Source organism: Pseudoxanthomonas sp. GM95 (assembly GCF_900109775.1).
Taxonomy (GTDB): domain Bacteria; phylum Pseudomonadota; class Gammaproteobacteria; order Xanthomonadales; family Xanthomonadaceae; genus Pseudoxanthomonas_A.
Genome location: NZ_FOAX01000001.1, coordinates 1436573 through 1460106 on the forward strand (window position 1 = coordinate 1436573; position 23534 = coordinate 1460106).

20 protein-coding genes are annotated in these 23534 nt (G+C 66.8%); 7 read left to right on the top strand and 13 right to left on the bottom strand.

The genetic code is table 11. The annotated features are described in order from the left end of the window. Positions 1 to 502: 502 nt before the first annotated feature. The 11 genes from BMZ17_RS06795 to BMZ17_RS06845 form a co-directional block, all read right to left on the bottom strand. On the bottom strand, positions 503 to 1570 hold the full coding sequence (locus BMZ17_RS06795) for an SAM-dependent methyltransferase (RefSeq protein ID WP_093137462.1): 1068 nt from the start codon (positions 1568 to 1570) through the stop codon (positions 503 to 505). A gap of 19 nt (positions 1571 to 1589) precedes the next feature. Beyond that, positions 1590 to 2372: a DUF1295 domain-containing protein gene (locus tag BMZ17_RS06800; protein WP_093137464.1), complete on the bottom strand. Its 783-nt coding sequence runs from the start codon at positions 2370 to 2372 to the stop codon at positions 1590 to 1592. Then, on the bottom strand, positions 2369 to 2914 hold the full coding sequence (locus BMZ17_RS06805; RefSeq protein WP_093137466.1) for a DUF2878 domain-containing protein: 546 nt from the start codon (positions 2912 to 2914) through the stop codon (positions 2369 to 2371). Before BMZ17_RS06805 ends, BMZ17_RS06800 begins: the two co-directional genes overlap by 4 nt. 5 nt (positions 2915 to 2919) lie before the next feature. Continuing rightward, entirely contained in the window at positions 2920 to 4215 is a 1296-nt protein-coding gene (locus BMZ17_RS06810; RefSeq protein WP_093137468.1) for an SAM-dependent methyltransferase, read from the bottom strand. Then, complete coding sequence (locus tag BMZ17_RS06815; protein ID WP_093138085.1) at positions 4212 to 5078, bottom strand: DUF1365 domain-containing protein; 867 nt, start codon at positions 5076 to 5078, stop codon at positions 4212 to 4214. Before BMZ17_RS06815 ends, BMZ17_RS06810 begins: the two co-directional genes overlap by 4 nt. Positions 5079 to 5098: 20 nt before the next feature. Next, positions 5099 to 6346, bottom strand: coding sequence for an NAD(P)/FAD-dependent oxidoreductase (locus tag BMZ17_RS06820; protein WP_093137470.1), 1248 nt, complete (start codon positions 6344 to 6346; stop codon positions 5099 to 5101). Further along, on the bottom strand, positions 6343 to 7299 hold the full coding sequence (locus BMZ17_RS06825) for an acyl-CoA desaturase (protein WP_254775244.1): 957 nt from the start codon (positions 7297 to 7299) through the stop codon (positions 6343 to 6345). Before BMZ17_RS06825 ends, BMZ17_RS06820 begins: the two co-directional genes overlap by 4 nt. Before the next feature lie 97 nt (positions 7300 to 7396). Beyond that, the gene (locus tag BMZ17_RS06830) at positions 7397 to 8194 is read right to left on the bottom strand and encodes an anti-sigma factor (protein ID WP_093137472.1); all 798 of its coding nucleotides are present in this window, start codon (positions 8192 to 8194) and stop codon (positions 7397 to 7399) included. Continuing rightward, the gene (locus BMZ17_RS06835) at positions 8191 to 8760 is read right to left on the bottom strand and encodes a sigma-70 family RNA polymerase sigma factor (RefSeq protein ID WP_093137474.1); all 570 of its coding nucleotides are present in this window, start codon (positions 8758 to 8760) and stop codon (positions 8191 to 8193) included. Before BMZ17_RS06835 ends, BMZ17_RS06830 begins: the two co-directional genes overlap by 4 nt. A gap of 82 nt (positions 8761 to 8842) precedes the next feature. Beyond that, a complete protein-coding gene (locus BMZ17_RS06840; RefSeq protein WP_093137476.1) occupies positions 8843 to 9223 on the bottom strand; it encodes a DUF4345 domain-containing protein in 381 nt (126 codons plus the stop codon). 87 nt (positions 9224 to 9310) lie between these two features. Then, positions 9311 to 10048 (bottom strand): hypothetical protein, encoded by a 738-nt coding sequence (locus BMZ17_RS06845; RefSeq protein WP_093137478.1) that lies wholly within the window; start codon positions 10046 to 10048, stop codon positions 9311 to 9313. A 158-nt stretch (positions 10049 to 10206) separates the two neighbouring features. Here BMZ17_RS06845 and BMZ17_RS06850 point away from each other — a divergent pair, with 158 nt between their 5' ends. Next, positions 10207 to 10614, top strand: a complete 408-nt coding sequence (locus BMZ17_RS06850) for a DUF4124 domain-containing protein (protein WP_175485490.1) — start codon at positions 10207 to 10209, stop codon at positions 10612 to 10614. A 120-nt stretch (positions 10615 to 10734) separates the two neighbouring features. Next, entirely contained in the window at positions 10735 to 12918 is a 2184-nt protein-coding gene (locus BMZ17_RS06855; RefSeq protein WP_175485491.1) for a PAS domain S-box protein, read from the top strand. A 41-nt stretch (positions 12919 to 12959) separates the two neighbouring features. Here the strand turns inward: BMZ17_RS06855 and BMZ17_RS06860 are convergent, their stop codons facing one another. After that, positions 12960 to 15461, bottom strand: a complete 2502-nt coding sequence (locus BMZ17_RS06860) for a sulfite reductase flavoprotein subunit alpha (protein WP_093138087.1) — start codon at positions 15459 to 15461, stop codon at positions 12960 to 12962. 173 nt (positions 15462 to 15634) lie between these two features. Here BMZ17_RS06860 and BMZ17_RS06865 point away from each other — a divergent pair, with 173 nt between their 5' ends. Further along, positions 15635 to 17773: a TonB-dependent siderophore receptor gene (locus BMZ17_RS06865; protein WP_093137484.1), complete on the top strand. Its 2139-nt coding sequence runs from the start codon at positions 15635 to 15637 to the stop codon at positions 17771 to 17773. A gap of 19 nt (positions 17774 to 17792) precedes the next feature. Next, positions 17793 to 18551, top strand: a complete 759-nt coding sequence (locus BMZ17_RS06870; RefSeq protein WP_093137486.1) for a hypothetical protein — start codon at positions 17793 to 17795, stop codon at positions 18549 to 18551. 210 nt (positions 18552 to 18761) lie between these two features. Here the strand turns inward: BMZ17_RS06870 and BMZ17_RS21370 are convergent, their stop codons facing one another. Further along, positions 18762 to 18893: a hypothetical protein gene (locus BMZ17_RS21370; RefSeq protein ID WP_256371046.1), complete on the bottom strand. Its 132-nt coding sequence runs from the start codon at positions 18891 to 18893 to the stop codon at positions 18762 to 18764. Positions 18894 to 19019: 126 nt separating this feature from the next. On the opposite strand from BMZ17_RS21370, the gene acnD reads away from it, so the two are divergent. From acnD to prpF, 3 genes are read left to right on the top strand one after another with little or no spacing between them, the layout of a single operon-like run. Then, positions 19020 to 21629: a Fe/S-dependent 2-methylisocitrate dehydratase AcnD gene (gene acnD, locus BMZ17_RS06875; RefSeq protein WP_093137488.1), complete on the top strand. Its 2610-nt coding sequence runs from the start codon at positions 19020 to 19022 to the stop codon at positions 21627 to 21629. A gap of 37 nt (positions 21630 to 21666) precedes the next feature. Next, complete coding sequence (locus BMZ17_RS06880) at positions 21667 to 22284, top strand: 2'-5' RNA ligase family protein (protein ID WP_139202803.1); 618 nt, start codon at positions 21667 to 21669, stop codon at positions 22282 to 22284. A 35-nt stretch (positions 22285 to 22319) separates the two neighbouring features. Then, the gene (gene prpF / locus BMZ17_RS06885; RefSeq protein WP_093138088.1) at positions 22320 to 23501 is read left to right on the top strand and encodes a 2-methylaconitate cis-trans isomerase PrpF; all 1182 of its coding nucleotides are present in this window, start codon (positions 22320 to 22322) and stop codon (positions 23499 to 23501) included. The last annotated feature ends 33 nt before the right edge of the window (positions 23502 to 23534 follow it).

The following is a 23534-nucleotide window of genomic DNA, read 5'->3' on the forward strand; positions in this document are numbered from 1 at the left end:
CAAAACCGCCAGCGCCTGACACTCGCCGATGCTGCGCATCGGTGCCCTGTGCTCCTCGCCGGAAACGGCACGGCGCGGGAACTCGCTGCGCTCAGACACCCGCGCCTCTGCGGCCGTTTCCGCCTGCGGTGCTCGGCTCGCTTTGAAGGCGCTGAAGATCAAAAGCGAAGCAACAGCAAAAGCAAAATCGGCACCGGGCGCGGTGCTGCTCTTGCTTGCGCTTTCAGGTCTCCGTGAGACACGGCAAAGGGCGAGGAAAGACCCGGAGGGCGCTGCACAAGGAGGTGCGGCGTTTTTGGAAGGGACATGGATGTCCCTTCCAAAAATCCCTCGTCCCGTAGCGAACCTGCGCGCAGCGCAGGCGTGCCGCCCGGAGTGTGTTGACAAGACATGCGTCAGTGGAAAAGCGCTTCTTTGCCTTCTTTGCACAAGCAAAGAAAGTAGGTCGGGCGGCGAAGCCGCACGAAAGCTCTTGTCTTTGCTTGTAAAGAATAAATAGCGATCAGCGCGTGAATCGATAATGCGCCACCATCCACTCATTCCCCCCCGCGTATCCGAACAGCTCCGCGCAGGCCATCCAGAACATGCGCCAGCGCTGGTACCAGCGTGAGGCATCGGCCACGCCGTAGGTCTGGCGCATCAGGCCCATGACTTGGTCGTGGTTGGCGTCCTGGTTTTCCAGCCAGGCGTTGGCGGTCTTTTCGTAATGCGTGCCCGAGAGGAGCCAGCGCTCCTCGATGGTGAGCTTTTCCTGGAACTTGAGCAGCGTGTCGGCGGCGGGCATCAGGCCGCCTGTGAAGAAATGCCGCCCCATCCAGTTGTCGCTGCCTTCGGTCTCGAACAGGTACAGCAGCTCGCGGTGGCAGAAGATATGCACGAACAGCTTGCCGCCGGGCTTGAGCCAATTGGCCACGCGCGACAGCAGCTCCTGGTAGTTGCGCATGTGCTCGAACATCTCGATCGAGACCACGCGGTCGAACATTTCTTCGGGTAGCTGCAGGGCGTTGACGTCGGCGGTGATGATCTCGACGTTGAAGATCGCGCGCTCGCGGCAACGGGCCTCGATGAACTCCTTCTGGAAGCGCGAGTTGGAGACGGCGGTGATCATCGCCTTGGGATAGCGCTCGGCCATCCATAGGGTGAGCGAACCCCAGCCGCAGCCCAGCTCCAGGATGCGGCTGGCGTTGGCCAGCTCGGCGCGCTCGCAGTACAGGCGCAGCATCTTTTCCTCTGCCTGGGTCAGGTCGGTGGTGCTCTCGTCCCAGAAGCAGCTGCTGTACTTGAGGTTCTTACCCAGGCACAGGCGAAAGAACTCCGGCGGCAGCTCGTAGTGCTGGCGATTGGCCGCCTGGGTTTCCACCGCGATGGCATCTTCGCGCAGGCCGTCGAGCCACGCCTGCTGGCGTTCGAATACCGCGCCGGTGCCGCCCTTGCGCTCGTCCTTGAGGCGCTGGGCGCACATGCGGCGGATGCCCATGCGCAGCAGCGCGTCGGGCAGGCGGCCGGACTCGGCCAGGCGCGTGGCGAGGCTCTCGCGAACTTCCGTTTCTTCAGCGGCAGGAACTGACATCGTGTTCTCCTTCGATCGATCAATGTTTTGGCGGCAGCGGGAAAAACGCGCTGGTGGTGCGCTGGTAGCGCGCATAGTCTTCGCCGCGGCTGCGCAGCGATTGGGCTTCGGTGTACGGGATGCCCGTCACGCGATAGAGGAAGGCGAACATCAGTGCCGGGCCGCACAGGCTGGCCGCTACCCAGCCCAACGGCAGGCCGACGGCGAGCAGGACATAGGCAAACCAGTGCAGCCATTCAAAGAAATAATTAGGATGGCGCGAGTAACGCCACAGGCCGCGATCGCAGGTGTGGCCCTTGTTGGCCGGATCGCGCTTCCACGCCGCCAGTTGGCGGTCTGCCAGGCTTTCGCCCGCCACGGCCAGCAGCCAGACCAGCACGCCAAGCGTGGTCCACAGTGACCACGCACCGACGGGGTTGTGGGCGACGATCCAGAAGGGTAGCGACAGCAGCACCACCATCACGGCCTGGGCGAGGAAGAACAGCAGGAACTTGCCCTGCGCGTCGTGCCAGTGCTCGCGCAGGTAGGCGTAGCGGCCGTCCTCATGCGCGTCGCCGAACACGCGCGCCCCCAGGTGCCAGGCCAGCCGCAGTCCCCAGAAGCCGCCGAGGACGCCGACCAGCAGGCGGGGCAGGGCGGCGCCTGGCAATGTGCAGGCATACAGCACCGCGCTGCCCGCCATGCCGGCGGACCACACCACGTCGACCACGCCGGCATTGCGCGTGTGGCGTTGCCACAGCCAGGCCAGCAGCATCAGTGCCAGCGTGCCGAGAAACACCCACAGGATCGGCCAGGCATTCATTCGACGCCCCGCATGGAGAGCGGCGCGGGACGGCGCAGATGCAGCACCAAAGCGGCCAGCACGGCCGTGGCCACCGCCCACGACACTCCGATCAGCAACAGGCCGACAAAGGGCGGCGTTGAGAAATGCACTGCGCCGAACGAGGCCTGCGCGCCCCAGTAAGACAGCGGCCCTCCGAGCGCCATCACCGGCACCGCCAGCGCAGGTCGGCGCATCAGCCAGCCGAACGAATGGTTGAGCGTCAGCCCCAGGCCCATCCACAGCGCCAGGATCCACAGCGGCGCCAGCGAAGGGAATGGCCACGCCGCCGCGTAATGCACCACGCCGCTCATCGTGGCCAGCGAATCGACCACGCTGCCCAGCAGCAGTGCAGCCAGCATCAGCAACAGGTCACCGCGCGCCTGCCAGTGCAGGCCGAAGTGCAGCGCGACGAACAGCAACAACGCCACCGGACCTGCCCACCACCAGCCGCGCCCCGCGCCGGCCACGGCAGCCAGCCACAGCAGCTGCAGGGCCAGGTAATTGCGCAGGTTCGGCCACATCAGGCTCAGAGGCCCTGCAGCGCGTAGGGATATTGCGTCGCACGCGCGCCGGGCTTGGTCAGCCACAGATGCACGTCGCCGATCGAGCGTTCCAGGAAACCGGCCTCGCAATAGGCCAGGTAGAACTCCCACATGCGGATGAAGCGGCTGTCGTAGCCCAGCGCACGCACTTGATCGAGTTGGCCCATGAAGCGTTCGCGCCAGGCGCGCAGGGTCAGCGCGTAGCTGGGGCCGATGTCTTCCAGGTTGAACAGGCGCAGGTCGCTGGACTTGGCCAACGCCCCGGTCATTGCCGCCACTGAGGGAATGAAGCTGCCCGGGAAGATATGGCGCTTGATGAAGTCCACCGAATCGCGCGCCTGCACGTAGCGATGGTCCTCGATGGTGATGGCCTGGATCATCGCCTGGCCATCGGGCTTGAGCAGGCTGGCGACTTTGGCGAAATAGGTGTCCAGGTACTGGTGGCCGATCGCCTCGATCATCTCGATCGAGACCACGCGATCGAAGGTGCCTTCCAGGTCGCGGTAGTCCTGCATCAACAGGGTGATGCGGTCCTGCAGCCCGGCCGCGGCGATGCGCTGCGCCGCCAGGTCGTGCTGCTCGCGCGAGATGGTGGTGGTGGTGACATGGCAGCCGTATTTGCCCGCGGCATGCAGGGCGAAACCGCCCCAGCCAGTGCCGATCTCGACCACCCGATGCTGCGGCCCGAGCTGCAGCTTCTGGCAGATGCGGTCCAGCTTGCGCGTGGCGGCGGTCTCCAACGATTCGCCTTCATCCTCGTAGATCGCCGAGGAGTACATCAGGTTCTCATCCAGGAACAGCGAGAACAGCGGATTGCCCAGGTCGTAATGCGCGGCGATGTTGCGCCGGCTGCCGGTGCGCGTGTTGCGGGCGAACAGGTGCAGCAGCTTCATCAACGCACCGCCGAGCCTGGCGGTGCCGCTGTCCATCGCATCGAGCAGGTCGCGGTTGCGCACCAGCATGCGCATCAGCACGACCACGTCATCGCAGTCCCACAATCCGTCCATGAAAGCCTCGCCGGCGCCGACGCTGCCGTTGAGCGCGGCCATGCGCCAGAACGCCGGATCATGCACGCGCAGGCGGGTCTGCAACGGCGTCGCATCGTCCGCATCGACGGTGCCGAGGACGTGGACCTGGTGACCTTCTTCCAGTAGCAGGCGACAGCCGCGCAGCTGCGCAAGTGTGTCGATCAGGCGGCGGCGCAGGATGCGCTCGGCCAGCGAGCCGGTTTCAGCGGTTGCCGGGGTGCCGGGCGTGGTGGACGCGTCGATGCGGCTCATGGGGCAGCCCTCTTGTCGGGATGATCGTGGATGGGATTGCCACGTAGCCACAGGCGCAGCGCGTGCCAGTGGATCGCAGCGACGACCTGCAGGGTCATCAGCGGGAAACGCAGCAAGGCCCATGCCATTGCGCGGCCACGCATCGGACGGCGTTGCAGCGTGAGCGTGGCATCGAACCGCTTGGGCGCGATATCGCCGGCGGCGTCGGCCTGGCACAGCACGTCCATGTGGACCCGCAGCGCGTCGCCCGGCAGCTGGAAGCGCCAGCCGTAGTCATGTTCCATCGCCATGAACGGCGACACGTGGAATTGCTTGTCGAAGGTCCAGCTGAAGAACTCGCCTTCGCGCGCGGCATCGCTGACCGGCAGCACGTAGGTGTGGCGTTCCTTCCACGGCGTGTTGGTGATCTGCGCCACCAGCGTGTCCAGCGTGCGGCCATCGGTGGCGAAGCAGTAGTAGAACGTCACCGGATTGAAGCTATGCCCGAACATGCGCAGGTGGGTGAGCATGCGCACGGGGCCTGCGGGGCGATGGCCGACCTCCGCTGCCACGCAGTCGCGCACGGCCTGGTCCAACGGCAGCGCGGGATCGCCGAGGAAATCCGAACGGCGGAACTCGACCACGTTGCGGCGGCCGACCGACCACAGCCAGCGCCTGGCGAACACGCGCTCCAGTTCGCCCAGGTCGAGATAGGCCATGAACAAGGGCCACGTGAACGCGTGCGGTTCGGGTGCATGGCGGCGATGGCTAACCCGGCCGACGTAGAGCGCGCTGGCCAGGGTGTCGCGGATCTCCGTGGACGATCCGGCGCTCGCCTTCGGCGCGCGGGCGCCCTCTACCGCAGGCGAGGCGGCGGTCCGCAGGGCGACATGGCGCGGCGTGCTCACGGCAGCGGTGCCCCGAGTGCACGCGCGACGTCGATCCCGCTGCGCAGGCCGTCTTCATGGAAACCGAAGCCCCAGCCCGCGCCGGCGTGCCAGACATGCCCACGTCCCTGGATCTGCGGCAGGGCGCGCTGCGCGGCGACCGAGGCCGGCGTCTGGTGCGGATGCCGGTACTGCATGCGGCGCAACACCTTGCTCTCGTCGATCTGGTTGCCCTGGTTGAGGCTGACGATGAACGGCACCGGCGCGTCGATCGACTGCAACGCATTCATCCAGTAACTCACCGTGCACTGGCCGTCGTCGGCCGCCGGGATGTGCGCGTTCCACGCGGCCCAGGCGCGGCGATCGCGCGGCAGCACCCGGGTATCGGTGTGCAGCACGGTGTCGTTGGCCTGGTAGGTGATGCCGCCGAGGACCTGCTGTTCCTGCGCGTCCGCATCGCGGAGCAGGCGCAGCGCATCGTCGGCATGACAGGCCAGCACGACCTCGTCGAATTCGGCGCTGCCTTCGGCCGTCTGCAGCGCGACGCCGGAGGCACTCCGCTGCACCGCGTGGACCGGCGTGCGCAGTCTGAGCTGCACATTCCACGCCGCCTTCAACGCCTGCACGTAGCGGTTGGAGCCGCCGCTGACCACGCGCCATTCGGGGCGGCCGCTGAGCTGCAGCATGTGGTGGTTGTCCATGAAGCGCACCAGGTGCTGCATGGGGAAATCCAGGATGGTCTTCGACGGCGAAGACCACAGGGCCGATGCCATCGGCACGATGTGCGCGTCGCGGAACGTGGCGCCATAGCCGTTGTCACGCAGGTAATCGCCCAGCGTCGGGCCGGGTGCGGGCAGCTGCAGCACGGCCGGCGACTCGCGATAGAAGCGGCGCAGGTCGGCGAGCATCTTCCAGAAACGTGGGCTCACCAGGTTGCGCTTCTGGCAGAACAGGCCGGCGAGATTGCCGGCGTTGTACTCCAGCCCGGTGCGGTCATCGCTGACCGAAAAACTCATCGTGGTCGGCTGCGAGGCCACGCCCAGCGTGTCGAACAGGCGCGTCAGCAGCGGATAGTTGGCCGGGTTGAAGACGATGAAGCCGCTGTCGACTGCGTAATGCCGGCCTTCGACCACAATGTCGTGCGTATGGGTGTGGCCGCCGAGATAGTCGCCGGCTTCGAACAGGGTGACATCATGCTGCTGCGACAGCGCCCAGGCCGCCCCCATGCCGGCGATACCGCCGCCGACCACGGCGATGCGGCTCATTGCGGGCTCCGGGCTTTCCTGACCAGTCCCGCCGGCACCGGCTTGAGATCGCGGACCAGGCCGACCCACGACATCGCCTTCAGGCCGTACCAGGTCAGGTCGACTTCCCACCAGCGGAAACCCTGCCGGGCGGAACCGGGGAAGTAGTGGTGGTTATTGTGCCAGCCTTCGCCGAAGGTCAGCAGTGCCAGCATCCAGTTGTTGCGGCTGTCGTCATGGGTGTCGAAACGGCGCGAGCCGAACTTGTGCGACAGCGAGTTGATCGTGACCGTCGCGTGGAACAGCACGACGGTGGAAATGAAGAAGCCCCAGATCAGCAGCTGCCCGGCGCTGGTGCCCAGCTGCGGCGCGGCCTCTTCCAGCCAGCCGCCGAGTAGGAACAGGCCAAGTGCCAGCAGCACCGGCAACAGGATGTCGAAGCGGTCCAGGAAGCGCAGCTCCGGGAACTTCTTCAGGTCCGGAATCGCATCCCAGTTGGTGCGGAACCCGCGCGGGGTCAGGAACCAGCCCATGTGGCTCCACCAGAAGCCATGCTGGCTTGGCGAATGCGGGTCTTCCGGCGTATCGGTCACGCGATGGTGGTGGCGATGGTGCGCGGCCCACCACAGCGGCCCACGCTGCACGCTGGACGCGCCGATCGCGGCGAACACGAACTGCACCGGCCGCGAGGCCTTGAAGGTCTTGTGCGAGAAGTAGCGGTGGTAGAACGCGGTGATCGCAAACATGCGCACCACGTACAACGCCGCAGCCACGCCCACGGCAAACCACGACCAACCCACCCACACCACGCCGATGCACATCAGGTGCATCACCACGAACGGCACCGCGCGCAGCCAGTCGATGCGATCGGCGCGCGCGGGGTCCAGCGGCGACTGCGCGTCGGTATCGAACCAGCGCAGCACCGTCTTCCACCAGCCGCGCGCCTTCGGCGCGGCCGGCGGTGCGGCAGACACATGCGTGGTGGTAATCGACGGCTCTTGCACGCGGGTTCCTTCGAACGTCAGGTCCTACACAGATACGTCGGGGGCATCGCCTTGGATGCACCCGGTCTCAGGGAGCCAGCAGTGCCGTGATGCCGCCCTTGGCCACGATCGACCCGGTCGGTGCCCCGGATGGCGAGCCACCGGGCTGTTCCATCGTGATCGCCAGCAGGGCGTCGGTGTTGAGGAGTGCGCGCAGGTTTTCGGGCAGCGTGTGTTCGGCCACGTGCTCGGTATCGAGGATGCCCATCGAGACCGGCGCGCCGCCCTTGGGAATGATCCACAGCTCGGGCACGCGCCCGTCTTCGCGGGTCGGGCTCATGGGCATGATCGTCATCCTGCCGCTGCGTGTTTCCATGGTGGCGACGTAGCCGGTCTTGCCATCATCGCCAGCCAGCGAGGCCACCATCTGCGGCATGGCCGGGACCGGCGGTTGCTGGGCCACCACGGGGGGCGGGGTCGGCGCGACCGGCTCGGTGCGCAGGACCGACAGCAACGCGACCACGGCCACCGCGGCAGTGGCGAAGCCGCCGATACCGACGCTGCGCCACAGGCCGATGTTGTCCCAGAAGCCGCGCTTGGGCGCAGGCGACGTCACCGGCGCCTGGCGAGGCGCAGGCGCCAGACCCAGTGCGTTGCCGATGCGGGCCCAGACATATTCGGGCACGGCCACGGGCGCGACCTGATCGATCAACGGGCCGAAGTGCGCTTCCCAGCGCAGCACTTCATCGGCGAACACCGGGTCGCTGGCCATCAGGCTGCGCACGCGGTCGCGACCGGCGGCATCGAGCACGCCCAGCACGTATTCGCCGGCGAGCACGTCGCGTTCGGGTGGATCGCTTTCGAAAGGGGCGGTGGATGTGTTCATCGTTCCAGGCATGCCTTGAGCTTGGTCAGGCTGCGGCGGATCCAGCTTTTCACGGTGCCCAGCGGCGTACCGCTGCGCGTGGCCAGTTCCTCGTAGGTGCTGCCTTCGAAGAACGCGGTGCGGATCAGGCTGCGGCGCTGCGGTTCCAGTTCGTCCAGGCAGACTTCAAGCCCGTGCGCTTCCATGGCGGCCTCGGCCATCTGCTCGACGCGCGGCGAGGTATCGATCAGCTCCGGCCCCAGGTCGATCGGCACCGAGGCGCGTTCGACCCGCGATGCACGCAGATGATCGATGGCCCGGTTGCGCGCCATCATCGACAGCCAGGTCAGGCCGCTGGCCTTGCCGGGATCGAACTGCGCCGCCTTGCGCCAGACGTTGCTGTAGACCTCCTGCAGCACGTCCTCGGCCTCGCTGCGCTGGTGCAGCAGGCGCAGGCAGACGGCGAACAGACGCGGTGATGTGGATCGGTAGAGCTGCTCGAAGGCGAGCGTGTCGCCTTGGGCCGTAGCCAGCAGCAGCCGGTCGGCATCGTCGGCCGGCAGGTTGCGCTCAGGGGAATCCGCCATGCGAAGGTGGCCTTGTAAGGTCGTGGTGGCAGTTGCGTTCCACGATGCTACAGGCCCGGGCGTCAATGAGCTCTCGACGGCGTCACCGATGCTTGTTGCGCTGCCGCAGGAAGAGCGCCAGTCCCACAAGGAAGAGCAGCCACTCGAACCCGGCCAGCGCGATCGTGGTCGTTTCCAGCGGCCCATAACGACTGATGGCGAACGCGCGCCAAGCCACGATGGGCGCGTAGAAGGCCACGCCCAGGACCAGGCCGTTGCGCGGCTGCCGGCTGACAGCGAAGTAAGCAAACAGCAGGCCGATGCCGAATTCCATGCCGCCGTAGACGGCGAGGAATTCAGTCTGACCGGACGGCGTGAGCGCGGTGAAACCCACGGCCGCGGCCGTGCTGTCCGGGGCGAGCGTGCACCAGATGGCCAGGCCAATGTAGAGCAGGGCGTTGAACCAGAGATAGGCATTGACCATGGTAGTTCCAGGGAAAGCGGGCAGGCGGGCCGCGCCCGCTCCTTATGACCGGACGCGGCGGGAAGCACGGTGAACGCGGTGGCGGGATTAAGCGGCACAGCGGTTCACCAGGGGCATCGTGCCGGCATCCTGCATCTGCGCCGGCGTCGCGGTGCCGACGGCGTCGGCAGGAAATTCGATCCGCACTTTCGGATAGCTGCCCTTGGCATCGCGGATGTTGCCCACGCCTTCGAAGCGCATCAGTCGGTGGCTGGCGTTGTCGTAGGTCACGGTGATGCTGGGCGCGATCGCGCCGTACCACGCATCCAGGGCCAGCTTGAACTGATGGGTCTGATCCTTGCTCGCCATGGGCTGGATGCGCAGGTCCAGGTTGCCTTGGCGCAAAGGCACCAGGAAGGCGATCTGGGTGTCCTGGCCGTTCACCAGGCCGTCCCAGTGCTTGCGCACGTAGCTGTCGAAGCCTGCGTCGATGACCTGCGCGGCCTGTGTCTTCAGCGCCTTGGCCTGCTCCTTGCCGCCTTCGCTGCTGAAGACCTCGCGCGCGCCGCCCTGGCCACGCACGCCCTCACGGTAATGGGCACGCGCGTCGACCAGCTCGAAATCCGGCGCAGCACTGCCATCGGACACCTGCTTGCGCGCGAACGGCTGGCCGTTCGGGCAGCGATACAGCACCGTCCGCGCGCCACCGTCGCCAATCCAATGCGACTCCTTGTAGAGCACGCTGCCTGAAGCCGCATAGGCGACCCCTTCGTAGTGGGTAATGGCAGGCGCAGCCGAAGCCGCTGCGGAGGACAGGGCCAGGGCGAGTGCGATCAACTTGGGCATGGATCACCTGCGGTGCGTTCGATAATCCACTTACGCAGGCAACAGCGACACGGATGCACCCGGGGCGTTGTCCGACATCGCGCCGCGCAGTCGGCCGATGGCGTGGCCGCACGCGCATATCGACACTGACCGCCTCAACCCGCGCAAGGGAGTGCGTGATGAAGCTGGTCCTGATGCTGGCACTATGCGCACTGGCCACCAGTGCCACGGCGCAGTCGGTCTACAGATGCCGTGATGCCGCAGGCGCGGTGGTCTATCAGTCCGCAGCCTGCAGCGGCAAGACGGAGAAGACCTGGATGGCCGATCCCGGTCTTGCGACGACGGCCTCGGCCGAGCGGCAGGCCGCGGAGCGCAGCATCGCGCGCGATCGCCAATACCTGCAGGCCAGTAATCGGCCCAAGCCCGTGCGAACCCCGCGCCTGGCGAGCCGCGCATCAACGCGGGCGCTGTCGCCCTGCGAGCGCGAACGCCAGGCCCGCCACGCGGCCCATGAGCGCACTGGAGTGCGCTGGTCGTATCGGGAGGCCTCGTACTGGGACGCGCGGGTTTTCAAGGTGTGTCGCTGACGCCTGGGCAGGTCCCAGCAGATGACACACGGCCAGGTCCCGATGTGAACGTCGCCCCGCATTCCAGCGCTGGATGCCGGATAATCCGCCACGTCACAGCATCAAGGCTGCCGCTGCATCGTGTCGCATTCCCGTCCTACTCCCGAGTCGCTGGTGGTGTTGCAGGAGGCTTCCCGGCTGGCGGCCCTGCAAGCCCTCGATGTGCTGGATACTCCGGCCGAGCCCGTCTTCGACGACCTGGCCTGGCTGGCCGGCCAGCTCTGCGAAGCGCCCATCGCGCTGGTGAGCCTGGTCGATGAAGAGCGCCAGTGGTTCAAGGCGCGTTGTGGCCTGGCCGCCCAGCAGACGCCGCGCGACATGGCCTTCTGCGCCCACACGATCCTGCGCGACACGCTGATGGAAGTGCCCGATGCCCTGGAGGATGCGCGGTTTGCTGACAATCCGCTGGTCCTGGGCGCGCCGCACATCCGCTTCTATGCCGGCGCGCCGCTGATCGGCGCCGAAGGGCATCGCTACGGCAGCCTGTGCGTGATCGATACCGTGCCGCGCACCTTGAGCCAGGCGCAGCATCGGGGCCTGGTCGCGCTGGCCCGCCAGGTGACCGAAAGCCTGGAAATGCGCCAACGCAACAGCCAGAGCGAGGCGCGCGAGCAGACCCTGCAGTTGCTGCTGGAGGCCATGCCCGACGCGGTGGTGACCTGCGATGCGCACGGCAAGCTGTCCGAATTCAATCGCCAGGCCCGTCAATGGCACGGCCTGGACCCGGCCGCGGTGCCGTCCGAGCGCTGGGCCGAGCACTTCAGCCTCTATGAGGTCGGCATGTCGCGCCTGCTGGAGGTCGATGAGGTACCGCTGGCGCGTGCGCTGCGCGGCCTGCACGTGGTGGAGCTGGAGATCGTCATCTGCGCACGCGGCCAGCCGCCGCGGCGGGTGCTGTGCAATGCCGAACCGCTGCATGCGCCGGACGGCACGCTGCTGGGCGCGGTCTGCGTGATGCACGACGTCACCCGCCTGCGCGCATCGCAGGATGCGGCGCAGGTCGAAGCCCAGCGCTTCCGCGATGCATTCTCCGCCGCCGCCCAGGGCATGGCGCTGGTGTCGCTGGAAGGCAAGTGGCTGGACGTCAACAACGCCGCCTGCGTGATCTTCGGCTACAGCCGCGATGCGTTGATGGCGCTGGATTTCCAGCAGCTGACCCATCCCGACGACCTGCAGGCCGACTTGGAACTGGTGCACGAACTGCTGGACGGCAAGCGCGTGAGCTACCAGATGGACAAGCGCTATTTCCACAGCGATGGCCACACCATCCGCGCGCACCTGGCCGTGTCGATGGTGCATGGCGCCGACGGCAAGCCGCTGCATTTCGTCTCGCAGATCCAGGACCTGACCCAGCAGTGGGAAGTCGAGCACGCGCTGCGGTCCAGCGAAGAGCGGCTGCGCACCATTGCCGACAACGTGCCGGCGATGATCGGCCGCGTCGACCACGACATGCGCTACGAATTCGTCAACGAGCCCTATGCGCGGTGGTTCGGCCTGACCCCGGCCGACATCGTCGGGCGGCGCATGGGCGACCTGCTGCGCCCCGAACACTGGGAGCGCATCCGCCATCGCGCCGAGGCGGCGCTGGCGGGCGAGACGGTGTTGTTCGACGCTGATGTGATCGACCGCGAGGGTCAGTTGCGGCACATGCACGCCGCCTACATTCCCACGCCGCGCGATGCCGATACGGGCGAGCGGATCGGCCGCGGGTTCCACCTGATGGTCAGCGACATGACCGCACAAACGCGCCTGTCGCGGATGCTGGAACAGCGGGCGATGACCGATGCGCTGACCGGCCTGCCCAATCGTGCGGCCTGGATGGTCGAGCTGGACCTGGAGATCACCCGTGCCCGGACCAGCCAGGTGCCGGTGGCGATCATGTTCATCGACCTGGATGGCTTCAAGCAGGTCAACGACACCTACGGGCATGACGTCGGCGATGCGGTGCTGGTGGATTTCGCCGTGCGCCTGCGCGAGACGCTGCGTGAGGAAGACTTCATCGCGCGCCTGTCCGGCGACGAGTTCGTGGTGCACCTGGGCCCGATGTCCAACGCCGGCGAAGATCCGCAGTTGATCGCGGCCAAGGTGATGGCCGGCATGGTGGCGCCGCTGCCGGCGGCCGGACATGGGTTGCGCATCACGCCCAGCATCGGCGTGGCGATTCAGGCCGGGCCGGATTACGACGCGGCCGAGCTGATGAAGCGCGCCGACGAAGCGATGTACCGGGTCAAGCGCGCCCAGGCGCAGCACATCGCCATTGACTGAAGGCGAGGCTGCCGGCGCCGTCGGGTGCCGGCAAGCCAGGCTCAGTACACGTCGCGGCGGTAGCGGCCTTCGGCGAGCAGGTGATCCATGGGGCTTTCGCCGACCAGCGTGCGCAAGGCCTGGTCCACGGCCTGCGCCATGCCGACCGCGCTGCCGCAGACATGGATCACGGCGCCGGCATCGAGCTGCGCCAGCAGGGCTTCGCCCTGGCCTTCGAGCAGGTCCTGCACGTAGTGCGCGCCGCCGGCGTCGCGTGAGTAGGCCAGGTCCAGGCGGGCCAGATGGCCTGACGCCCGCCACTGGTCCAGTTCATCGCCGAAGAGGAGATCGTGCGCTTCGTTGCGTTCGCCGAACAGCAGCCAGTGGCCGCGGTGGCCTGCCGCGTCGGCGTCGCGCAACAAGCTGCGCAGGCCGGCGATGCCGGTGCCGTTGCCGATCAGGATCATCGGCCCGCGATCCAGTACGCGATGGAAGCCGGCGTTGCTGCGCACGCGCGCATGCACGATGCCGCCGAGCGGCGCATGCCGGCCCAGCCAGCCCGAGCCGATGCCGAATTGGCCGTCGTCATGGGTGACCAGGCGCACCACCAAATCGACCAGACCATCGACCGGGGCCGAGGCGATGGAGTATTCGCGCTCGGCCAGCAGCGGCAGATGGGCCAACCAGTGTTCGGCGTCCTGTTCGGCCACCGCGCGCGGCGGAAGCGCATGCTGCGCGGCGGCCTCGATCAACGGCACGGCGTGGCCGGCGTGCTGGACCAGCGCCTCGGGCGACAGGCCATCACGCGCCAGCGCGGCCAGCACGCTCGCCTCGCTGTTGTGCGGCTGGATGCGCAGGATGTCGCCGGCCTGCCAGGTCACGCCTTGCGGCGGGGCCAGGCGCAGATGCCAGACCTCACCGCCGACGCTGCCGGGATTGAGCAGTGTGCGTTCGGCCAGCCGCCAGGCCTGCAGCGGTTCGTGGCTGGATTCGAACACGTGCTCGACGCCGGTGAGGTCGCTGAGGTGGCGCTGCCACTGGGTGAGCGCGCGGTCATCGGCCGCATCCACCTGCACGGTGGGGAACAGCGCCGCGGCCCCTTGCTTCGCGAGCCACTGCTCGACCTGCAGGGCGAAGCCGCAGAAGCGGTCGTACTGCCGATCGCCCAGCGCCAGCACCGCGTAGCGGAGGTCTTCCAGGCGGTGCGACGCTTCGCGCATGTGCTTGTCGAAGGCCCGCGCAGTATCCGGCGGCTCGCCATCGCCGAAGGTGCTCAGCACCAGCAGCGCGTTGCGCTTGTCCTGCAATTCCTTGGGCTTGAGCTGCGCCAGCGAGCGCACTTCGGCCGGCATGCCGGCGGCCTGCAGCTGCCCGGCGGCGCGCCAGGCGAGCTGTTCGGCAAAGCCGCTCTGGCTGGCGAAGGCCACCAGCCACGGTGTGCCGTCGCCAGTCGCCATCGGCGCCAGCGCGCCACGGCTCAGAGCCACCTCACGCTTCTTGCGGCGGCGATCCAGATAAAGCATCCAGCCGGTGACGAAGAACAGCGGCATGCACAGGCTGGCCAGCATCACCAGCACGCGGCCGGGCAGGCCGAAGAAACTGCCCGAATGCAGCGCGAAGACGCTGGTCACCAGCTGCCGGCCCAGCGGCTGATCGGCGTATTGCGTCTGCTTGACGACCTGGCCGCTGCTTGGGTCCAGCTCGACGCTGTCGAAGGCGCGCGGATGCGGCGCGCTGTCCTGCCGGAAGCGCACGTTCAAGGGCGCGCCGGGGCGATTCGGGAAACGCAGCTCGTAAGCGACGCCCGCCAACGCCGGCGTCTGGTCGAGCGCCTGCTGGATCGCCGCCAGGTCCACGCGCTTGCCCAGCTTGCCGGCTGGACGACCTTCGTTGCGTTGTTCGCCGCCGAGCACGGCGACAAAGCCCTTGCGATACCAGTCGTAAGACCAGTACAGGCCGGTCAGCGCGATCATCAGGTAGAACACCATGCACCAGGTGCCGATTACCGAATGCAGGCTCCACAGGAAGCTGCGACCGGTGCGCTTCCACTGCACCTGCCACCACTCGCGCGGCGACCACCATCGCCGTGGCCAGCGCAGGTACAGGCCTGAGAGGCAGAAGAACACCAGCGTGATCACGCACACACCGGTGATCTGCTTGCCGACCTCGCCGGCGACCAGGCGTCGGTGCAGGTCTTCCATGAACTGCAGCACCGGGGTCAGGGTCGGCTCGGCCAGCGTCTTGCCCGTGTACGGGTCGAAATAGACGCTGCCGTCCACGCCCTTGAAGCGGATGCTGGACAGCCGCTCGCCACTGGGATCGAGATTGAAGCGCGTGACCTCGGTGTCGGGCTTTGGCCGCAGCTGTTGGACCAATTGCTCGAACGCCAGCGGCGTCGCGCCGGCGCGCTGCTGCGCGGCGATGCTGGTCATGGCCGGCGTGGTCCAGTGGACCAGTTCGTCCTCGAACGACAGCGTCGCGCCGCTGATGCCCATCACCGCCAGCACCGTGCCGGCAGTGATACCCAGGAACCAGTGCAACTGGAACAGGATGTTCTTCAGCACCGGACACATCCGGTGGCGGGGAGGGCAACAGAACAGATGGCGTGCACGTGTATCACCTGGAGATGAACGGGTTTGCCTGTGGCAGCGCAGCATTCTAGACTAATGCGACGCATTCGCATCTAACGTCACGGAAGAACGGCGCGGTGTGCTTCTCCACCCCCTACAGGTCTTCCATGTCCCCGCTTATTCCCAAACTCCTGCCGCTGGCCTTGCTGGCGGCGTTGCCCGCGCTTGCCTCCGAATCCGATCCCCAGGCCACGCTGGCCACCAATGAGCCAACCCAGACCGATCTCGACGCGGTGAAGGTCGTGGGCCTGCGCCAGAACGGCTTCACCGTGCCCGACAGCCAGACCGGGCCGTACCGCGGCCTGGACATGCTGGACGTGCCGGCCAACATCAACGTGGTCTCGCGCGACCTGCTTGATGCGCAGGGCGCGACCGGCCTCTACGACGCGCTGCGCAACGTGGCCGGCGTGGTCCGCCAGCAGCAGAGTGGGGTGGCGTACGACCAGCTCTCCATCCGCGGCATCAATCTGGACAACCGCTCCAGCTACCTGTTCAACGGCGTGCTGCCGTTCGACAACAACGTGCCGATCCCGATGGAGGACAAGGAGCGCGTGGAAGTGCTCAAGGGCGCGGCCGCGCTGTACTACGGCTTCGTCACGCCCGGCGGCGTGGTCAACCTGGTGACCAAGCGCGCGACGGTCAAGCCGATCACCTCGGTGTCGCTGTCGGCAGACGACCAGGGCGGCAGCCAGGTGCATCTGGATGTCGGGCGCCGTTTCGGCGCGGAGAAGCAGTTCGGCATCCGCGTCAACGCGGTGGACCAGAACGTCCACCTGCCCATCGACGGCGACAACGGCTATCGCAAGATGGCCAGCGCCGCGCTGGATTGGGACGTCAACAGCCGCCTGAGCCTGCATTACGACGTGGAGCGCATTCGCGCGCGGATCACCGAGCAGGCTGCGATCGTGCCGCCGTCGGCGGTCAATGGCGTGATTACGCTGCCCAGCCTGCCTGATGCGAGCAAGCTGCTGTCGATGAAGGGCAAGGACACGTTGTCCGATGCCACCACGCACCTGCTCAGTGGCGAATACGCCTTGAACGATGCATGGACCGCACGCTTCAGTGCCGGCCAGTCGGTGACGCGCCGCGATCGCTGGCTGTGGATCTTCGACAATTACAACAAGACCACGGGCGAGGGCACCGTCTACGGTGCCGACCAGCAGGGCCAGGAATACACCAACACCAACGTCCGCGGCAGTGTGGAAGGCAGCTTCCAGACTGGGCCGGTGATCCACCACCTGCAGGTTGGCGCCGACGCCAACAAGCTCTACCAGCCCAGCTTCAATACCTACATGTACACCGCTGCGCAGAACATGTACGACGCGGTGACCATCACCTCGCTGACGCGCTCGCCGACCGGGTCGAAGACCACGCTGCGCGACCGCGCGTTCTACGAGCAGACCATCCGCGACAGCGGCGTCTACGCGATGGACCGGATGGAGCTGGGCGATCGCTGGCAGGTCATCGGCGCGCTGCGCTACGCCCGCTATGGGACGCGTCAGCTGAATGCCGATTCCTACAACACCAGCGCGACCACGCCGTCGCTCAGCCTGACCTACAAGCTCTCGCCCAAGGCCACGGTCTACGCGAGTTATGTCGAAGGCCTGGAGTCGGGCGGCACCGCGCCGAGCACCGCGATCAATGCCGGCCAGGCGCTGCCAGCGGCCGTCAGCCGGCAGAAGGAAGTCGGCACGCGCTACCGCATGGACAACGGCACGCTGCTGTCGGCATCCGTGTTTCGCCTCGACCAGGCCTCGGCCGATACCGATGACAGCGGCGTCTACGCGCTCAACGGCCAGGCGCGTTATCAGGGTCTGGAGTTTTCCGCGCAGGGCAACCTGACCGAGAACTTCTCGGCCGTGGTCACCGGCATGCTGCTGGATGCGGAGATCGCCAAGGCGACCACCGCCACGCTGGAGGGCAACACGCCCAACAACACGCCCAAGCGCACGGCGAGCCTGTTCTTCAACTATCGCGTGCCGTTCCTGGAAGGACTGTCGGTGAGCACGGGTGCATTTGCGATGGCGTCGCGGCCGATCGACGACCAGAACCGCGCCAGCATCCCCGGCTACACGACCTATATCGCGGGCGCCGCTTACGCCACGCGGCTGCATGGCGTGCCGACCACCTTCAAGCTCAACGTGGAAAACCTGACCGACAAGCAGTACTGGAGTGCGGCCGGCAGCGGCCAGCTCGCCGTCGGCCTGCCGCGCACGGTGAACTTCAATGCCACGTTCGATTTCTGAGCCGAAGGAGCTGACCTACATGCGATTCTCAAGCAAAACTTTCGTACTGATCGCGCTGGTGTGCGCGCTGCTGCTGTCGCTGGGCACGGTCAATGCCGCGCCAGCACAGGCCGGCAAGCGCGTGTTCTATGTGACCCGGCTGGATGAAGTGCCGGGCGCCACCGAGCGCCACCAGCAGATCCAGCAGCAGGGGCTGGCCGCCGACAAGCTGGTCGCCGCGCACCTGGAGCAGCTGGGGTTCAAGGTGACCTTCTTCGACCAGACCGTCGATCCGGCCAAGGCGGCCGGCTTCGACCTGGTGGTGCTGTCCTCGGTGGTGCAGTCGCGTGAGATGGCCGACACCGGCTTCAAGGACGTCAAGGTGCCGCTGCTGACCTGGGAGAACGACCTGATGGATTCGCTGCGCCTGACCGGGCGGCGTAAGGGCCTCGATTACGGCGAGGTGGAAAAGGAGCACTACATCCGCGTCATCAATGCGCCGCATGCGTTGGCCGGCGGCGTGTCCAACGGCAAGACCTACGTGTATCCGCGCGACGTGATGATGGGTTGGGGCGTGCCGGCGCGTGCGGCGACGGTGATCGCCACCCTGCCGGGCGAGCCGGACAAGGCGGTGGTCTTCGCCTACGAGCGCGGCGCGACGATGGATTACGACTTCGTCGCACCGGCGCGGCGGGTGGCGCTGTTCCTGGACAACGACACGTTTTCCAACCTCAGCCCGGATGGCGTGAAGCTGTTCGACGCCGCGGTGGCCTGGGCAGCGCAGGCGCCGAAGTCGTAGGCGTCAGTTACGTCCTTTGTGACGTGCGCAGCGGGCGTTTTGAACGTGCGCGCCGATCGGTGGGAGCAGGCTAGGTCGGCCTGTGGCGTTTTTGCGCGTCAGTGCGAACAGCCGCGTCGCCGACACGTTGAGAATCGAGGGAACCGGCGATGTCCGGTTCCCTTTTTCTTGGGTCGCGGTAAGCGAGCGGGCGGGAGGCCGATGATCCCGTCACTGCTGGGGCACGCGCTGAAGAATTTCACGCGCCGCGCCGCAGACTGTGTGGCGCAGGCGGCTGTGCTTCGCTTCGATGAAGGCGAGGGTGCTGGCGACAGGTTGATTGTCGGAATCAAGATTGATCAATGCATTTGCCGGTGCCACATTTCCGCCTGCGATGTGGATGCACCAGATGCAGGAAGACGACGCCCACGCCGCGTTGAGCGCCTGCGCTCCAGACGCCTTGTCCTCTTTCGTAGATCCGATCCGCCCATGAATACCGCCAACCGCAAGCCGCTGCCCGGCACCGACCTGGATTACTTCGACGCCCGCGCGGCGGTCGAGGCGCTGCAGCCCGGCGCGTATGACGGGTTGCCGTATACCAGCCGCGTCCATGCCGAGAACCTGGTGCGTCGCTGTGATCCGGCGTTGCTGGACGAAGCGTTGCGGCAGCTGATCGAACGCCGGCGCGACCTGGATTTCCCCTGGTTTCCCGCACGCGTGGTCTGCCACGACATCCTCGGCCAGACTGCGCTGGTGGACCTGGCCGGCCTGCGCGATGCGATTGCCGAACAGGGTGGCGATCCGGCGCAGGTCAATCCGGTGGTGCCGACCCAGCTGATCGTCGATCATTCGCTGGCGGTGGAATACGCGGGCTTCGATCGTGAGGCGTTTGCCAAGAATCGCGCAGTGGAAGACCGCCGCAATTTCGACCGCTTCCACTTCATCGACTGGACCAAGCGTGCGTTCAAGAACGTGGACGTGATCCCGCCGGGCAACGGGATCATGCATCAGATCAATCTGGAGCGGATGTCGCCGGTGGTGCACGCCGTCGATGGCGTCGCCTATCCTGACACGCTGGTCGGCACCGACAGCCACACGCCGCACGTCGATGCACTGGGCGTCATCGCGATCGGCGTCGGCGGCCTGGAGGCGGAGAGCGTGATGCTGGGCCGCGCCTCGTGGATGCGCTTGCCGGATATCGTCGGCGTCGAACTGACCGGGCGCCCGCAGCCGGGCATCACGGCCACAGATGTCGTGCTGGCGCTGACCGAATTCCTGCGCAAGGAGAAGGTCGTTGGGGCGTATCTGGAATTCTTCGGCGAGGGCGCCGATGCGCTGACCATCGGCGACCGCGCGACCATCTCCAACATGACCCCGGAATTCGGTGCGACCGCGGCGATGTTCTATATCGACCAGCAGACGATCGACTACCTGCGCCTGACCGGCCGCGAGGATGCGCAGGTCAAGCTGGTCGAAACCTACGCGAAAGCGACCGGCCTGTGGGCTGACGCGCTCAAGACCGCGCAATACGAGCGCGTGCTGCAGTTCGACCTGTCCAGCGTGGTGCGCAACATGGCCGGGCCGTCCAACCCGCACAAGCGCGTGGCGACGAGCGACCTGGCCACGCGCGGCATCGCCGGCGACATGGCCGGACCGCTGGCGCAGGAGGCCGAAGGCCTGATGCCCGATGGCGCGGTGATCATCGCCGCCATCACCAGTTGCACCAATACGTCCAACCCGCGCAACGTAATCGCCGCCGGCCTGCTGGCGCGCAACGCCAATGCGCGCGGCCTGACCCGCAAGCCGTGGGTGAAGTCCTCGCTGGCGCCGGGCTCGAAGGCTGTGCAGCTTTATCTGGAAGAAGCCGGCCTACTGCCCGAGCTGGAGCAGTTGGGCTTCGGCATCGTCGCGTTCGCCTGCACCACCTGCAACGGCATGAGCGGCGCGCTGGATCCGGCGATCCAGCAGGAAGTGATCGAGCGTGACCTGTATGCCACGGCCGTGCTGTCGGGCAACCGCAACTTCGATGGACGCATCCATCCGTATGCCAAGCAGGCCTTCCTGGCCTCGCCGCCGCTGGTGGTGGCGTATGCGATCGCCGGCACGGTGCGCTTCGATATCGAAAAGGACGTGTTGGGCCTGGACCACGATGGCCAGCCGGTCACGCTGAAGGACCTGTGGCCCAGCGATGCGGAGATCGATGCAATCGTTGCGGCCAGCGTCAAGCCCGAGCATTTCCGCCGGGTCTACGACCCGATGTTCGCCCGCCATCCGCAGACCGGGCCGAAGATCGATCCGCTCTATGACTGGCGTCCGCAGAGTACCTACATCCGTCGTCCGCCGTATTGGGAAGGCGCCTTGGCCGGCGTGCGGACGCTACGCGGCATGCGGCCGCTGGCGGTGCTGGGCGACAACATCACCACCGATCACCTCTCGCCGTCCAACGCGATCCTGGCCAGCAGCGCCGCCGGCGAATACCTGGCGAAAATGGGCTTGCCGGAAGAGGACTTCAATTCCTACGCCACCCATCGCGGCGACCACCTGACTGCCCAGCGCGCCACCTTCGCCAACCCGAAGCTGATCAATGAAATGGCCGTGGTCGACGGCCAGGTCAAGCAGGGCTCGCTGGCGCGCATCGAGCCGGAGGGGCAGGTGGTGCGCATGTGGGAAGCGATCGAGACCTACATGGACCGCAAGCAGCCGCTGATCATCATTGCCGGGGCCGACTACGGCCAGGGCAGCTCGCGCGACTGGGCAGCCAAGGGCGTGCGCCTGGCGGGCGTGGAGGCGATCGTGGCCGAGGGCTTCGAACGCATCCACCGCACCAACCTGGTCGGCATGGGCGTGCTGCCGCTGGAGTTCAAGCGCGGCGTCGATCGCAAGGATCTGCATATCGACGGCACCGAGACCTTCGACGTGATCGGCGAGCCGACGCCGCGCGCCGATCTGTGGCTGATCATCCATCGTGCCGACGGCAGCCAGCAGCAGGTCACCGTGACCTGCCGGCTGGATACGGCCGAGGAAGTGGCGATCTACGAAGCCGGTGGCGTGCTGCAGCGCTTCGCACAGGATTTCCTGGCCTCGGCCAAGGCGGCCTGAAGGCATGCTGTCGACGTTGCAGAGCGGAGGCCCGGGCATGGAACGACCGCGCTTGATGGATCGACTCTGGTCGCCGGGGATGGGCGGCGACCGCTTGTTGTTCATTGCGCGCCCGGACGAGGCGATGCGCGAAGTGTTCGATGCGTCCACGCGCGAGCAGGGCATCCAGGCCAGCACCGGGCTGGCGATGTTCCCGCTGGTCAACTGGCACCAGACCTTGTCCGACCGCTTCATCGACACGCCTGACACCCGCGACCTGCTGCGTCGTGCCGGCGATGGCATCCAGCTGCGTGGTTTCACCCTGGCGCTGGATCGCCTGCGTATCTCGCCCAACGAGCGCCAAAGCGCCAATGTGGAGCTGTGCTGCTCGCAGGACGTCGATGGGTTGAAGCAGCTGATCGTGGCCTTGAAGGCCGCCATCGCCGGGCAGGATCTTCTCACCACGCGCAGCGGCCATCGTCCGCACGTGACCCTGAGCTATCGCCACCACACGGATGTGAAGCGGCAGCAGAGCCATCCGATCCGCACCATCGCCTGGGCCATCGACAGCTTCGAGCTGGTGGTTGGTAGTGGCGATCCGTATCGCTACCAGACCTTGGCACGCTGGGCGCTGGCGCCGAGCAAACCGCCCACGCTGCAATCTTCTCTTTTCTGATTCGAGGCATGCACGCGCACGCCGAAGGACGCTCCATGTCGTACGCACCCCAGATCAAGATTCCCGCCACCTATCTGCGTGGCGGCACCAGCAAGGGTGTGTTCTTCCGCCTGCAGGATTTGCCCGATGCCGCACAGGTCCACGGTGCAGCGCGCGATGCGCTGCTGCTGCGGGTGATCGGCAGCCCCGATCCGTACGGTAAGCAGATCGACGGCATGGGCGGGGCGACCTCCAGCACCAGCAAGACGGTGATCGTCTCGCGCAGCGAACGCGCCGATCACGACGTGGACTACCTGTTCGGCCAGGTGTCCATCGACACGGCGTTCGTCGACTGGAGCGGCAACTGCGGCAACCTGTCGGCGGCGGTCGGGCCGTTCGCGATTGCCAATGGCCTGGTCGATGCTGCGCGGGTGCCACGCGATGGCATCGCCACGGTGCGCATCTGGCAGGCCAATATCGGCAAGACGATCATCGCGCACGTGCCGATGACCGCCGGCCAGGTGCAGGAGATCGGCGATTTCGAACTGGACGGTGTGACGTTTCCCGCCGCCGAAGTGCAGCTGGAATTCCTCGACCCGGCCGATGATGGCGAAGGCGAGGGTGGCGCGATGTTCCCGACCGGCAACCTGGTCGATACGCTCGACGTGCCGGGCGTGGGCAGCTTCCAGGCCACGCTGATCAATGCCGGCATCCCGACGATCTTCCTCAACGCCGCGGACCTGGGCTACACCGGCACCGAGCTGCAGGGCGCGATCAATGAGGATGCCAAGGCGCTGGCGATGTTCGAGACCATACGCGCGCACGGCGCGGTGCGCATGGGCCTGATCGGCGAGGTGAGCGAGGCCGCCAAGCGCCAGCACACGCCGAAAGTGGCGTTCGTGGCGCCGCCAGCCGCTTACACCGCCTCCAGCGGCAAGCAGGTCGCGCAAGGCGATGTGGACCTGCTGGTACGCGCGATGTCGATGGGCAAGCTGCACCACGCGATGATGGGCACCGCGGCGGTGGCCATCGGCACGGCTGCGGCAATCCCAGGCACGCTGGTGAATCTGGCGGCTGGCGGTGGCGCGCGCCAGGCGGTGCGCTTCGGCCATCCCTCCGGCAGCTTGCGCGTGGGAGCCGAAGCCACGCAGGTCGCTGGCCAATGGGTCGTGCGCAAGGCGCTGATGAGCCGCAGTGCGCGCGTGTTGATGGAAGGCTGGGTGCGCATCCCGGCCTGAGCGTTCCGCAACGTGGGCGGCGCGAGGGCGCCC